Raw genomic sequence first — 13,588 nt, 5'->3', positions numbered from 1 at the left:
CATTGATGTCGACTGACAGGGCCTCATCGCGAGCAGGCTCGCTCCCACAGGGGAAATGCGTACGCTTTGAAGAGACAGGTCGGCCGGTAGGCCGCCTCGCTTTTGCTTTTGCGGTACACGCCCCCTCGAGAGGCCCACGGAGCAGGACCGGAGCGAGGGCATGGCGAGCCTGGGCGAGCCACCGAACGAAAGGGGCAAAAGCCCTTGGTTACTTGGGGATTTTCCAAGTGACCCGCCGTCAGGGCGGAACCCTAAGCCGCCGTTACCGAAGAAACGGATATACACCCAAGGCCTAGTGCGAAGTCCCCTCGGCAAACTCAATCTTGTTCCCCACGTTGTACTTGCCCGAAGGCTTGTTCATCGGAATGCGTTTGATCTCCTTCAGGGTGCTGCTGTCGTAAACAATCAGCGCACCGTCGGTGGCCCAGATGCTCAGCAGCAGGTAACGGCCGTCACGGGTGAACTCAACATGAGCGGCAGTTTTACCGGGCATCGGGCGCAAGGTGTGGGCGATTTCCAGGGTCTGTTTGTCGATCAGGTGGATCGCATCGTTGTCGGGCCCGAAGAACACGTCGGTCCAGGCATACCGCGAATTGACGTGACTGCGCATGAAAAACCCGGGCCCCAGGGTCGGGATTTCCTTGATCAGTTTCCAGGTCTTGAAGTCGATGACCGAGATCAGCCCCTTGCTGATATTCGGCGTGGCGAACACCCACTCGCCGTTGCGTTTCCAGTAGGTCCCCGACCCCAAATGCGGCATGCCCGGCAGCGGTATGTCGGTGACTACCTTGCCGCTGTCGAGGTCGATCACTTGACCGCCCTGGGCCTTGCGCGACGTGGCCAGCAGCTGTTTGTAGTCCGGTGAAAAAGAGAAATCGTCGAGAACATCCCCGGCAGGGATCCGCCGTGGTTCGAAATTCGGAGTGCCAGCCCAGGACAGTTCCCAGACTTCCTTCACGTCCTTGAGCGCCACGATGAAACTGTCCCGCGGCGGGGCGGAGTACACCGCGCTGACCCGTGACGCGGTGCCGTCCTGACCGATCGTGGGAATGGTTTTGACCAGCGACAGATCGCGAGCATCGAGCACCACCAGGTTGCCGGGCAAATAGTTGCCCACCAGCACCCAGCGTCCATCCTTGCTCACCGCCAGGTTGCGGGTATTGAGGCCGGCGCGAACCTCGGCGATCAGTTTCAGGTTGTGCAAGTCATACAGGCTGATCCAGCCGTCACGGGAGGCGAAGTAGACGAAGCGCCCGTCGGGTGAGAACTTCGGCCCGCCATGCACGGCAAAGTGCGAAGCAAACCGCGCCAGCACCTCAAAGCGGTCACCGTCGAGGATGTCGATGTGATGGTCGCCGGCTTCCACCACCACGAACAGGTTCAGCGGGTCGGCGCCGTGCTGGGGCGTGGTGGGCAGCTTGCTGAGGTCCGCGAGCATCGAGTGACTGCCGAGAATGTCGTCATTGCTCCAGGTGGGCGGGGTGGCGGGCGGTTGCTGAAGGTAGTCCACCAGCGCGTCGATCTGCGCGGGGCTGAACACAGTGGCATACCCGGCCATTTGGCTCGCGGGGCGACCGTTCTGGATCACGCTGCGGATTTCATCAGGTTTGATCCGGCTGAGACTCTCCGGCAACAACGCCGGCCCCGCAGCGCCGAGACGGTTAATGCCGTGACAGCGCTGGCAATGCTGCTGATAGTTTTCCGCGGCGTGTTCAAGTGCAGGAACCGCTGCGCCGGCCTGGGCCGCGCTGACCCATAACATGTGCGCAAGGAGCATGCGCCTCATATCGCCACCTTGGCGTGGCGTTGCAGCGCTTGAGCCGGGTAAAGCCGCGCCGGGTACTCCAGCTGTTCTGCACCAAACAAATCGACCACGGTGCCGATCACCGTCAGTGTCGGTATGCCCGGTGGACAATCCAGCGCCAGGGTCGGCAATTGGTGCAATTTGCCACGGGCGACGTGCTGGTCGGGACGCGTGCCGTTGCTGATCAGCGCCGCGGGTGTATCGGCCGACAGCCCGGCTTCGATCAAACGCTGAGCGATGATCCCCAGGTTCGACAAGCCCATGTAAAACACCAAGGTCTGGCTACTGTCGGCAAGGCTGCTCCAGGGCAGCGACAACTCGCCATCGCGTTGCAAATGACCGGTGATGAACCGGCAGGAATTGACCAGGTCGCGGTGGGTCAACGGTATGCCCGCATAAGCGCTGCAGCCGGAAGCGGCGGTAATGCCCGGCACCACTTGGCAGTCGATGCCGCGTTGCAGCAGGTACTCCAGCTCTTCGGCACCGCGACCAAAAATGAACGGGTCGCCGCCCTTGAGCCGGACCACGCGCTGCCCTTGATCGGCAAGGTCGGCGAGCAGTTCGTTGATCTGCTCCTGCGGCAGGCTGTGGCAGCCACTGGCCTTGCCGACGTAATGCCGGGCGCAGGTCAGTGGGATCAATGTCAGCAGCTCGGGGCTGATTAGCCGGTCATAGACCACGGCGTCGGCCTGCATCAACAGGCTCCAGGCGCGCAGGGTCAGCAGGCGTGGATCGCCGGGGCCGGCGCCGACCAGGGCAACTTCGCCCGGCCGGAACGGGGACTCAAGTGTGGCCGGTATAGCAATCGATGGAGGCATGGGACGTCCTTGGTGCTTCATCAGGTTGACCGGCCCCAGCCTTTGTCAGGTGGTTGGCCGGACGGGCTATTCAGTGGGTGATGCAAGGGATGGTGGGTAATGGCGGCACACCGATTTCGTCATCGCTGAGGTGGCAGCCGGGGTCCTGGCCCCACAAATCACCCTCGGCCCAGGCGCGTGTGCGGGTGTTGCCGTTGCAGATGGGCAACCAGCGGCATTCTGCGCAACGACCGCCGACGGCGCGGGGATGCTCACGCAGGCGCAACAGCAGGGCATCCGGCTGATCCAGCCACAACGTGCGGAACGGCGTGCGGTGGACATTACCCACCGAGTGCTGCCACCAGTAGGTGTCCGGGTGCACTTCGCCGGTGTTGTCGATGTTGGCAATGCCGCTGCCCGACGCGTTGCCGCCCCAGGCGCGGAGCATTTTTTCCAATCGTGGGTAATGCTCGGGAAGACGCACGGCTGCCCATTGCAGCAGGAGGATGGCGTCGGCATCGTTGTTGCCGCTGACAAAATCGCTGTCGCGGCCCTGTTGGATGTCTTCCCAGGCGCGCTCGAAGATCAGCGTCATGGCCTCGCGGCTCATCTGCTGGTGCGCATCGAGTTTGCGACTGCGTTTACCGCGGCCGCTGTAGTTGAGGTGCGACAGGTAAAACTTTTGCACGTCGTACTCGCGCATCAGCGCCAGCAGTTGGGGCAGCTGAGGGTGGTTCTCCTGGGTCAGGGTGGTACGCAGGCCAACGCGAATGCCCTGTTCGCGACAGAGCCGGATTGCCTGCATGGAACGGGCGAAGCTGCCCTTGAGTTGGCGGAAGGCGTCATGGGTGGCTTCCAGGCCATCGATGCTGATCCCGACGTAGTCGAAGTTCGCCGCGCTAATCTGCGTGATGTTCTGCTCATCGATCAGCGTGCCGTTGGTGGACAAGGCCACAAAGAAACCCTTGGTCCGGGCGTAGGCACTGAGCACAAACAGATCCTCGCGCAACAACGGTTCGCCACCGGAAAGAATCAACACCTTGACGCCGGCATCATGCAGATCGTCAATCACAGTCAGCGCGGCGGCCGTATCCAGTTCGTCGCGAAAGACACTGTCGGCCGAGGTGGCGTAGCAATGTTTGCAGGTCAGGTTGCAGCGCCTGAGCAGGTTCCAGATCACCACCGGCGGGCGGTTGCTGCCCGGTGGACTGGTTCTGGGCGCAGGTGCCTGGCCGTCCAGCGCGCGCAGGTATTGGCTGATCCTCAACATGCAACTCTCCTTGAGTCGGAAACGTGTTCAGCGCGAAGCAATAGGCAAACGCAAGCCTAATGCCCGTAGCAGCTGTCGAGCTTGCGAGGCTGCGTTCGGCTCGGGCCGCGATCGGACGCAGCAGTCGTAAAACCTGTGTGCGTGGTGTGTCTGACATACCGCACTGCCTGATTTCACGACTGCTGCGTCCGAACGCGGCCCGAACCGAACGCAGGCTTCGCCAGCTGCTATGTATGGGTTGAACTGACCGGCATTAAGCGCAAGCCGGTTTTTTTCAGGATGCGGCTGCTCACCAGCATCTCGTCGGCGGCACAGGCGTCGCCCAGCAAGTAGCGCAGATGCTCGCGGTAGCTGTTGATTTCATCGCTGCTGCGGCCATGAACCATGGCGAACAGGTTGTAACGCCAGTCGGTTCGGCGCGGACGACGATAGCAGTGGCTGACGAAGGGTTGCGCGCCGATCAGCGCACCGAGGCGCGGCATGTCGGTGTCGCGCACATCCCAGACCGTCATGCCGTTGTGGCGATAGCCCAATCGGTAGTGGTTGGGTACGGCGGCGATACGCCGAATCGCGCCCTCGGCCTGCAATCGCTTGAGCAGATCCAGGGTGGATTCGATGCTCAGTTCCAGCTGTTCGGCGAGCCAGGCCCACGGGTCGTCCAGCAACGGCAGACCGGCCTGAGTCAACGCGATCAGCCGCTGGGCGAGGGTGTCTTCAGACCGGGAAATACAGACCGACATGGTAGGTCTCCTCTTTGGGCAGGTTGAGCAGCGGCAGGCCGGTCAGGGTTTCGATGCGCTGCAGCGTCTCGGTGATGGCGTGTTCGGTCGCGCAGCCGAGCACGAACCACATGTTCCAGGCGTGTTCGCGTCGGTAGTTGTGCGCCACTTCCGGCATGCCATGCAGTTGCTCGGCGACGTCGTCGAAACGTTCTTCCGGCACCGCCAGTGCGGCGAGGGTGAAGGCGCCGCCCAGCCGTTCGATGTCAAACATCGGGCCGAAGCGTGTGAGCACGCCGTCATCGAGCAGGGCATGCAGTCGGTCGAGCAGTTCAGTGCTGCTGCTCTGCAGTTCGACAGCCAATGCCTGCCAGGGGTGGCGCACCAGCGGCAAGCCCAACTGCAATCGGTTGATCAGTCGGCGGTCGAGGTCATCCATGGGTGGGTGCGCCGGTTCGCGAGGGCGCAAAGCGTCCGCCGCACTGCTTGAAGACCTGGGTGCTGAACAGCAGTTGATGGGGCAGGTCGCTCAGCAGATGGTCTTCCAGCAACGCCTGGATCTGCGCCTCCACCTGGTCACGTTGACGGCCGTGGACCATGCAGAACAGGTTGTACCGCCACTGTGGCAAACGCCGGGGCCGTTGATAGCAAAGGTTAATGCCGGGCGCTCGCCCCAGGCGCTGGCCAACTTCGTCGATCAGCGCATCAGGAATATCCAGCACGAGCATGGCGTTGGCGGTAAAGCCCAGCGCGCGATGGTGCAGCACCAGGCCAACGCGGCGAAACAGCCCTTGCTCGCTCCACTGACGCATTTGCTCGAGCACCTGGGCTTCGTCAGTCTTAATCCGTTCGGCAAGGGCCTGATACGGGCGCGATACCAGCGGCAACCCACCTTCGAGGTGCCGGCGCAGCGACAGCGCTTGTTTGGGGCTCAATCCAGGTGTCATGAGTGTTCTCCCAGGGCAAAGCCCAGGTCGATGCGGTAGGCGGTCAACATCGGCAGGTCCAGCGGCATGAGGCCGGTGTCGTCTTCAAGCTCTTTGAGCACACGGTCGATGTGTTGGCGATCAGGGCCGGTCAGCACAAACCACAGGTTGTAGAAATGCTCCCGTGCGTAGTTGTGATTGACCTCGGGGTACTGACTGACGCGATCGGCAACCTGTTGCAGGCGTTCGGCGGGTACGGCGAGGGCGGCGAGGGTGCTGGCCCCGGCGCGGCTGTGTTCGAACACCGGGCCGATGCGTGAGAGGGTGCCGGCCTGATCCATTTCTTCCAGGCAGGCCATCACTTGCGATTCGCGGCAACCGAGAATCCGCGCCATCTCCTTATACGGTGCCGGGCACAGCGGCATACCGTGCTGGAAGCGGTTGATGAGTTGGCGACTGAGCAGCTCAAGGTTCATTTCAATACCCCATTTTCTGCGCGCGGCTGCTGAAGAAGATCCCGCTCGGCGCGGAGGCCGGCAGGGTGCTCAGCAGCTTCAGACTGTACGGATCCCAGACCTGAACCTGATCACCGTCGCGTAACGACAGCCACAGTTGGTCACCGCGCGCGGTGAACTCCATGTGCAGCACCGCCGGCCCCGGCTTCAGATCCGCGACCACTGCATGGGTTTCGGTGTCGATGACCTGAACCCGATCATTGTCCGGGTAGGCGAAATTGACCCATAGCTGTCGACCGTCCGGGCGCGACGTGACGAACACCGGCTGACCGGCGACCGGAATCACAGCGGTCTGCTGCCAGGTGCGTGAATCCATCACCAACACTTGATGACGGCCAACGGCGGGCACAAAGGCCTGGTGATCGGCGACGGCCCAGCCTTCCAGGTGCGGCATCTTGTAGACGGGGAGTTTCGCCTGGCCTCGTCCGTAATCGCCGAGTACCCGCTGCACGCCGCGTTCTGGATGCCAGAGGTCGAGTTGGGCCATGCCGTCTTCACCGAACAGGCCGGCCATGTAGTAGCGTCCATCAGGGGTGATCAGGGCGTCGTAGGGTTGCTGGCCGACGTCGGGGAAACGACTGATCTGTGGTGTGCTGCCCTGACTGAAATCGGCGGTCCAGATCTCCCCGGTATCGAACAGGCTGAAGACAAAACGTTGCCCCGGTGCGTCGACCAGGCCGACCACCCGGGAGCGCTTGCTGCCATCGGCCAAGGGCGTGGCCGGAATATCGGCCACCAGTTGCAGGGTTGCGGCATCGAAGACCTTGACCCCGCCGGGCACGTAGTTGGACACCGCGATCAACTTGCCATCCTGACTGATAGCGCCGCCAATGCTGTTCCCGCCCTGGATCACACGATGGTCGATACGCCGGGTCAGCAAATCGATTTTGCTCAACCCGCCGTCGCGCCCGAACACATAGGCGTAGCGCTGGTCGCGTGAGAACACCACAGACGCATGGGACAGGTCGCCGAAACCTTCGAGTCGGGCCAGCGCGGTGTGGGTGTCGCTTTCGATGATTTGTACGCTACCGGTGGCGCGCTCCACCACCACGCCCAGATCGCCGGTGCCACGCAACGGTGGCTGAACGCAAGCGGACAACAACAGCCCGGTCGCCGCTGACAGCAGGATGGAACGGATCATGGTGCGGGATATCCCTGGAGAAGAAGATCGACCAGCCAACGAATGTCGCCGGGGCTGAGCAACGGAGCCCAACCGGGCATGGCGGTGCCGGGCCGACCTTGGGTGACGGTGGCAATCAGGCTGTCCCTGGACTTACCGGCCAGCGCTGCGCGCGTCAGTTCGGGACCCAGCCCACCAGTCAGGTGCAGCCCATGGCAGGCGCCGCAGTCCTGGGTCAGCAGGTGTTCGAGTTGTGCCTGACGCTTGGCGTCCGGCGCCGCAACCGCAGTTGCGCAAATGAGGAGGAGGGCCGCCAGAATCACAGCGTGTCGATAAATCATCATGACGCCCTCCAGGCAGTTATTTGAGTGTCAGTACCCAGGTCGCGAGAATTTTTGCTTCTTCATCCGTTACCGGGTTGGCCGGCATTGGCATCGGGCCCCAATTGCCTTGTGTGCCGTTCTTGATGCGACCGGCCAGGGTGTCCACGGCCCCGGGTACGCCAGCGTTCTTGGCCGCTACATCCTTGAGCGCCGGGCCGACAATCTTGGTGTCGATGGAATGACAGGCTGCGCAGGGTTTGCTCTTGAACAGCTCCAGCCCGTCCTCGGCCATGGCCGGCTGCACGCTCAGCGCAGCGGTCAGGGCGAACAGTGAAAACAGAGTATTTTTCATGGTGGTTCCTTGCATTGATGGAGCTCAATAGATGTCGTGTTGGGTGTTGTAGACGTTGAACTTCCCGGTGGGTGTGATCAGTCGTTTGTCCTTGATGACTGACTTGAGCTTCAGTGTTTTGTCGTCGATCACCACCAGCGCCGACTCGTCTGCCTGGCCGCTCCACACGGAGAACCAGACTTCATCACCGGCCTTGTTGTATTCCGGTTGCACGACACGCATGGCGCCTTGCTTGATGCCGGCGTATTCAGCGATGGGCAGCACGGTGTAGCCGGCGTCGAGCTTGTCGAGGTTGAACACCGCCACCGACTGACTCAGCTTGGTGTCAGGGTTGAGGGTGGTGTCGACGTACAGGTGGCGAGAGTTGGGATGGGTTTTGATAAACAGTGATCCGCCGCCCTGGCCCTTGAGTGAGGCGACCTGCTTCCAGGCGTATTGCGGGTGTTTGGTCGGGTCGGTGCCGATCAACGAGATGCCGTCATCACCCAGGTGGCTGGTGGCCCAAACCGGCCCGTAAGTCGGGTGGTTGAAGTTGGCACCGCGACCCGGGTGAGGGGTTTTGCCGACGTCCACCAGTGCGGTCAACTTGCGCTCTTTGGAGTCGATCACGGCGACCTTGTTGGAGTTGTTGGCGGCGGTCATGAAGTAGCGGTGCGTGCTGTCCCAACCGCCGTCATGCAGGAAGGGCGCGGCGTCGATGTAGGTGACGGTGAGGTTTTTGATGTCCTGGTAATTGACCAGCATGACCTTGCCGGTTTCCTTGACGTTGACGATGAACTCCGGCCATTCGTGGGAGGCGATGATCGCCGCGACCCGGGGTTCCGGGTGATATTCCTGTTTGTCGACGGTCATGCCGCGGGTCGAAACGATCTGTTTCGGCTCCAGGGTTTCGCCATCCATGATGGTGAATTGCGGCGGCCAATAAGAACCGGCGATGGTGTATTTGTCTTCGTAGCCCTTGAACTTGGAGGTCTCGACCGAGCGTGCCTCGATGCCCACTTTGACTTCGGCGACCTTGGTCGGCTCGACCGGCCACAGGTCGATCATGTCGATCCGCGCGTCTCGACCAATCACCAGCAGGTAGCGACCTGAGGCAGAGATCCGTGAGATGTGCACGGCATAACCGGTCTCGATGAGTTTGACGATCTTCTTGCTGTCACCGTCGATCAGGGCAATCTTGCCGTCATCGCGCAATGTCACCGAAAACAGGTTCGGCAAGTTGAGTTTGCTCAGCTGCTTCTTCGGACGGTCCTCGGGTTTGACCAACACTTTCCAGGTTTTCAGCGTCTCGGCCATGCCCCATTCCGGCGGCGTCGGCGGCGTGTGCTGAATGAACTTGGCCATGACCGTGATCTGATCCTTGGTCAGCGCATTGGACGTCCCCCAGTTCGGCATGCCCGCCGGCGAGCCATAGGTAATCAAGGCCTCCAGGAATGGTTGCCCGCGAGACTGGGTGATGTCCGGCGTCAGTGGTTTGCCCGTCGCCCCTTTGCGCAGCACACCGTGGCAGCCTGCGCAGCGCTGGAAGTAGATTTCCTTTGATGTGTCGAACTCGGCCTGGCTCATGTCGGGAGCACCAGCGGTTTTGACCATGGGCGGGGTGGCCGCAGCAGCGGCGGGCTCCTCGGCGCTGGCGGCATGACTCACCGCCAGGGCCAGTGCCGAACACAGCGTGGTAAGGGTCAGAGCAAACGTTTTTCTATTGCTGATCAGCATTCCATTTCTCCTCAGGCAAGACCTTTGCGATGTGCTGAAACGGCAGCGCAGAACGCAGGTTCTTAGTGCCGTGCAAGGCTATGCCCGAGCAGGCCAATGCTCGCTTGACGACGATCAAGTTTGCCGGTCATGTCACTTGCCAGGTTGTCGCAGGGGCCCGTAGCGTGTTGCTTGAATCCGCGTTTGGAACAGGCAGCCCATGGACCGTATCCAGTCTTGCGAACACAAGGTCGAACCCTTCTACCAACCGCTCAATAATGAGGAGGCGCTGTTCGAGCAAGCCTGGCGACACGGCATGCCGGTGCTGATCAAAGGCCCGACGGGGTGCGGCAAAACCCGTTTTGTCCAGCACATGGCCCATCGACTGAAACTGCCGCTGTACACCGTGGCTTGCCACGATGATTTGAGCGCGGCCGACCTGATCGGTCGCCATCTGATCGGTGCCCAGGGCACCTGGTGGCAGGACGGACCGCTGACCCGCGCGGTGCGCGAAGGCGGCATCTGTTACCTCGACGAAGTGGTCGAGGCACGTCAGGACACAGTGGTCGTACTGCATCCGCTGGCCGATGATCGTCGGGAGTTGTTCCTGGAACGCACCGGCGAAGTGCTGAAGGCGCCGCCGTCCTTCATGCTCGTGGTGTCTTACAACCCCGGCTACCAGAATCTGCTCAAAGGCATGAAACCCAGCACCCGCCAACGCTTCGTGGCGATGCGTTTCGGCTATCCGCCGGTGGTCGATGAGGAACGCATCGTTGCCCGCGAGGCTCAGGTGGACAACGCGCTGGCGGCGCAAGTGGTGCGGCTGGGGCAGGCACTGCGCCGGCTCGATCAACATGATCTGGAAGAGGTCGCCTCAACGCGGCTGCTGATTTTTACCGCGCGCATGATCCGCTCCGGCATGAGCCCGCGTGAGGCGTGCATGGCCTGCCTGGCCGAGCCGCTGAGCGATGATCCGCTGACCGTTGCCGCGCTGATGGACGTGGTTGATGTCCACTTCGGCTGAGTCAACGGGCGTTTCGCAACGCCACTTGCCGGGCGATCTGGCGATGTGGTTTTTCATTCTGGCCGAGCTATCGGTGTTTGCCATCCTGATCCTGACGTTCGCCGTGACCCAGGCGCTCAAACCGCAGATGTTCAGCGAAAGCCGTCTATTGCTGAACACCTCCACCGGGCTGGCGATGACCCTGAGCCTGCTCACCGCGGGGCTGTTCGCCGCGCTGGCGCAGGAGCACGTCAGGCGCTCACGATCCCGTCACGGCGCCGTCTTCCTGCTGATGGCATTGCTCGCCGCCAGTGTCTACGTGGTGCTGAAACTCACGGAATACCGGCACTTGCTGGCCTCGGGGCTGGGCATGGAGCACAACACGTTTTTCACGTTGTACTGGATTCTCACCGGTTTTCATTTTCTCCACGTAGTACTTGGCATGGTCATTCTCGGATGGCTGGCCGAGCGCTGTCGCCGTGGCTTGTACGACGCCAACACGCGCAGCGGGTTTGAATCCGGCGTGCTGTATTGGCACATGGTCGATCTGATCTGGGTCATGCTTTTTCCGCTGGTCTACGTGCTGAGTTGACGAGGTTCTCATGACTGTTTCCAGGGTTTTGCTCGTCTGTTGGGCGGCGCTCGCCACGTTAAGCGTCTGCACCGTGGTGCTGGCCCAAGCCGGTGCGACGTGGTTGCTGTCGATTGCCATTTTGCTGGTGGCGGTTGGCAAGGCGTGGCTGATCACCGACGGCTTCATGGAGATGCGCCACGCACCACGACTGTGGCGGCGCTTGATGTTGAGCTGGGCGCTGGTGTTGGCCGCCATTGTGGGTCTGACGCTGATTTTGTTCCGTTAACCAATCCATGTAGCAGCTGGCGAAGCCTGCGTTCGGCTGCGCAGCAGTCGCAAACCCTGAATGCACGGTGTAACTGACGGACCGCATTGCCTGATTTCACGACTGCTTCGCAGCCGAACGCAGGCTTCGCCAGCTGCTACATGGACCGAGTTCGGCTCACGTGTAATACCCGACCGAAACCATCTGACTTTCTTGATCGCCATCAAGCAGGTTTCAACCCTTCGCTTCCTATGATGGACGGGCCTAGCAAAGAGGAAGCGACCATGTCAGACACCTTCACCAAAGGCATGGCCAGGAATATTTACTTTGGGGGAAGCATCTTCTTCTTCCTGATATTCCTGGCCTTGACCTATCACACGGAACAGACCTTTCCAGAGCGCAGCAATGAAGCGCTGTTAACCGAATCAGTGGAGCGGGGCAAGTTGGTCTGGGAGCAAAACAACTGCATCGGCTGCCACACGTTGTTGGGTGAGGGCGCCTACTTCGCGCCTGAGCTGGGCAACGTGTTCCAGCGGCGCGGCGGGGAGGCGGGCTTCAAACCCTTCCTGCATGCCTGGATGAAAATGCAGCCATTGGGCGTACCAGGCCGACGCGCGATGCCGCAGTTCAAGTTGAGTGACCAGGAGGTGGATGACATCGCCGAGTTCCTCAAATGGAGCTCGAAAATCAACACCAATGGCTGGCCGCCAAACAAGGAGGGCTAAGCGATGAGCATTGCTAATCCGCATCTGAAATTCGCCTCGCAATCCGTGGCCAAACCGTACTTCGTGTTTGCTCTGATGCTGTTTCTCGGTCAGATACTGTTCGGTTTGATCATGGGCCTGCAATACGTGGTAGGGGACTTTCTCTTTCCGATCATCCCCTTCAACGTAGCGCGGATGGTGCACACCAACCTGCTGATCGTCTGGATATTGTTCGGCTTCATGGGGGCTGCCTACTACCTGATTCCGGAAGAGGCCGACCGCGAACTGCACAGTCCGAAGCTGGCGATCATCCTGTTCTGGGTATTCGCCGCCGCTGGCGTGCTGACGATCCTCGGTTACCTGCTGGTGCCTTATGCCGGCCTGGCCAAGCTGACCCACAACGAGCTGCTGCCGACCATGGGTCGGGAGTTCCTGGAGCAGCCGACCATCTCCAAGATGGGCATTGTGGTGGTCTGCCTGGGCTTTCTCTACAACATCGGCATGACCTTGCTCAAAGGGCGCAAGACCACCGTCAGCATGGTCATGATGACCGGGCTGATCGGGCTCGCGGTGTTCTTCCTGTTCTCCTTCTATAACCCCGGCAACCTGGCCCGCGACAAGTTCTACTGGTGGTGGGTGGTGCATCTTTGGGTAGAAGGCGTGTGGGAACTGATCATGGGTTCGATGCTTGCCTTCGTCCTGATCAAGATCACCGGTGTGGACCGGGAGGTCGTGGAGAAATGGCTTTATGTGATCATCGCCATGGCGCTAATAACGGGGATCATCGGTACCGGTCACCACTTCTTCTGGATCGGTGCACCTGAGGTCTGGTTGTGGGTCGGTTCAATCTTCTCGGCACTCGAGCCGCTACCCTTCCTGGCGATGGTGATATTCGCCTTCAGCATGGTCAAGAACCGTCGGCGGGACCACCCCAACCGCGCGGCCACGCTGTGGGCCAAGGGCACCACGGTCACCGCGTTCTTCGGCGCTGGCGTCTGGGGTTTCCTGCATACCCTGGCACCGGTCAACTTCTACACCCATGGTTCGCAGTTAACGGCGGCTCACGGTCACCTGGCCTTCTACGGTGCTTACGCGATGATCGTGATGACCTTGATCAGCTATGCCATGCCGAAACTGCGCGGGCTCGGCGAAGCAGCGGACGAGCGTTCGCAGCAACTCGAGATCTGGGGCTTTTGGTTGATGACCCTGTCGATGGTAATGATCACGCTGCTGCTCACCGCTGCCGGTGTCGTGCAGATCTACCTGCAACGCTGGCCGGTGGATGGCGTCGCGTTACCGTTCATGGCCACTGTCGATCACCTGCAAGTGCTGTTCTGGGCTCGTCTGGGCGCCGGTCTCGGTTTCTTCGCAGGGCTGCTCTGCTACCTGTCCAGCTTCAAGCGGCGGGTGCCAGTGGGGATCACTGCGACTGCCGCCTCCGCTGTTCGTTCGTGAGTCAATAACCACCTGAAGGAGGACGGCCCGGCTGGTAAAGCGGGCCGTTTCACATTGGTTTTCAGA

16 protein-coding genes are annotated in these 13,588 nt (G+C 61.2%); 5 read left to right on the top strand and 11 right to left on the bottom strand.

Features of this window, described 5'->3' with window-relative positions; all coding sequences use genetic code 11:
• Window positions 1-292: 292 nt before the first annotated feature.
• From QFW87_RS14700 to nirS, 11 genes are all read right to left on the bottom strand, one after another.
• The gene (locus tag QFW87_RS14700; protein WP_283188086.1) at window positions 293-1,786 is read right to left on the bottom strand and encodes a nitrite reductase; all 1,494 of its coding nucleotides are present in this window, start codon (window positions 1,784-1,786) and stop codon (window positions 293-295) included.
• Window positions 1,783-2,622 carry a uroporphyrinogen-III C-methyltransferase gene (gene cobA / locus QFW87_RS14695; RefSeq protein ID WP_283184251.1) on the bottom strand — a complete coding sequence of 280 codons (840 nt, stop codon included), beginning with the start codon at window positions 2,620-2,622 and terminating at the stop codon, window positions 1,783-1,785. The genes QFW87_RS14700 and cobA overlap by 4 nt, the downstream gene beginning before the upstream one ends.
• 70 nt (window positions 2,623-2,692) lie before the next feature.
• On the bottom strand, window positions 2,693-3,871 hold the full coding sequence (gene nirJ, locus QFW87_RS14690) for a heme d1 biosynthesis radical SAM protein NirJ (protein WP_283188085.1): 1,179 nt from the start codon (window positions 3,869-3,871) through the stop codon (window positions 2,693-2,695).
• Window positions 3,872-4,098: 227 nt separating this feature from the next.
• Entirely contained in the window at window positions 4,099-4,611 is a 513-nt protein-coding gene (locus tag QFW87_RS14685; RefSeq protein WP_283188084.1) for a nitrite reductase, read from the bottom strand.
• Window positions 4,586-5,029, bottom strand: coding sequence for an Lrp/AsnC family transcriptional regulator (locus tag QFW87_RS14680; RefSeq protein ID WP_283188083.1), 444 nt, complete (start codon window positions 5,027-5,029; stop codon window positions 4,586-4,588). The genes QFW87_RS14685 and QFW87_RS14680 overlap by 26 nt, the downstream gene beginning before the upstream one ends.
• Window positions 5,022-5,537 (bottom strand): AsnC family protein, encoded by a 516-nt coding sequence (locus QFW87_RS14675; RefSeq protein WP_283188082.1) that lies wholly within the window; start codon window positions 5,535-5,537, stop codon window positions 5,022-5,024. The genes QFW87_RS14680 and QFW87_RS14675 overlap by 8 nt, the downstream gene beginning before the upstream one ends.
• Window positions 5,534-5,992: an Lrp/AsnC family transcriptional regulator gene (locus tag QFW87_RS14670; RefSeq protein WP_283188081.1), complete on the bottom strand. Its 459-nt coding sequence runs from the start codon at window positions 5,990-5,992 to the stop codon at window positions 5,534-5,536. The genes QFW87_RS14675 and QFW87_RS14670 overlap by 4 nt, the downstream gene beginning before the upstream one ends.
• A 1-nt stretch (window position 5,993) precedes the next feature.
• Complete coding sequence (locus QFW87_RS14665) at window positions 5,994-7,172, bottom strand: cytochrome D1 domain-containing protein (protein WP_283188080.1); 1,179 nt, start codon at window positions 7,170-7,172, stop codon at window positions 5,994-5,996.
• A complete protein-coding gene (locus QFW87_RS14660) occupies window positions 7,169-7,495 on the bottom strand; it encodes a cytochrome c (protein WP_283188079.1) in 327 nt (108 codons plus the stop codon). The genes QFW87_RS14665 and QFW87_RS14660 overlap by 4 nt, the downstream gene beginning before the upstream one ends.
• A 16-nt stretch (window positions 7,496-7,511) precedes the next feature.
• On the bottom strand, window positions 7,512-7,826 hold the full coding sequence (locus QFW87_RS14655; protein ID WP_283184259.1) for a c-type cytochrome: 315 nt from the start codon (window positions 7,824-7,826) through the stop codon (window positions 7,512-7,514).
• 24 nt (window positions 7,827-7,850) lie between these two features.
• The gene (nirS, locus tag QFW87_RS14650) at window positions 7,851-9,419 is read right to left on the bottom strand and encodes a nitrite reductase (RefSeq protein ID WP_283190919.1); all 1,569 of its coding nucleotides are present in this window, start codon (window positions 9,417-9,419) and stop codon (window positions 7,851-7,853) included.
• A 322-nt stretch (window positions 9,420-9,741) separates the two neighbouring features.
• On the opposite strand from nirS, the gene QFW87_RS14645 reads away from it, so the two are divergent.
• The 5 genes from QFW87_RS14645 (at window position 9,742) to QFW87_RS14625 (ending at window position 13,522) form a co-directional block, all read left to right on the top strand.
• The gene (locus tag QFW87_RS14645; protein WP_283188078.1) at window positions 9,742-10,545 is read left to right on the top strand and encodes a CbbQ/NirQ/NorQ/GpvN family protein; all 804 of its coding nucleotides are present in this window, start codon (window positions 9,742-9,744) and stop codon (window positions 10,543-10,545) included.
• Window positions 10,529-11,116, top strand: coding sequence for a cytochrome c oxidase subunit 3 family protein (locus QFW87_RS14640; RefSeq protein WP_283188077.1), 588 nt, complete (start codon window positions 10,529-10,531; stop codon window positions 11,114-11,116). Before QFW87_RS14645 ends, QFW87_RS14640 begins: the two co-directional genes overlap by 17 nt.
• A gap of 10 nt (window positions 11,117-11,126) precedes the next feature.
• The gene (locus tag QFW87_RS14635; RefSeq protein ID WP_283188076.1) at window positions 11,127-11,384 is read left to right on the top strand and encodes a cytochrome C oxidase subunit IV family protein; all 258 of its coding nucleotides are present in this window, start codon (window positions 11,127-11,129) and stop codon (window positions 11,382-11,384) included.
• A 263-nt stretch (window positions 11,385-11,647) separates the two neighbouring features.
• Entirely contained in the window at window positions 11,648-12,088 is a 441-nt protein-coding gene (locus tag QFW87_RS14630; RefSeq protein WP_008156283.1) for a cytochrome c, read from the top strand.
• A 3-nt stretch (window positions 12,089-12,091) separates the two neighbouring features.
• On the top strand, window positions 12,092-13,522 hold the full coding sequence (locus QFW87_RS14625; RefSeq protein ID WP_283184263.1) for a cbb3-type cytochrome c oxidase subunit I: 1,431 nt from the start codon (window positions 12,092-12,094) through the stop codon (window positions 13,520-13,522).
• Window positions 13,523-13,588 lie beyond the last annotated feature (66 nt).

This window comes from Pseudomonas sp. PMCC200344 (assembly GCF_030053095.1).
Taxonomy (GTDB): Bacteria; Pseudomonadota; Gammaproteobacteria; order Pseudomonadales; family Pseudomonadaceae; genus Aquipseudomonas; species Aquipseudomonas svalbardensis.
This window is presented reverse-complemented; position numbering and strand designations above follow the sequence as displayed.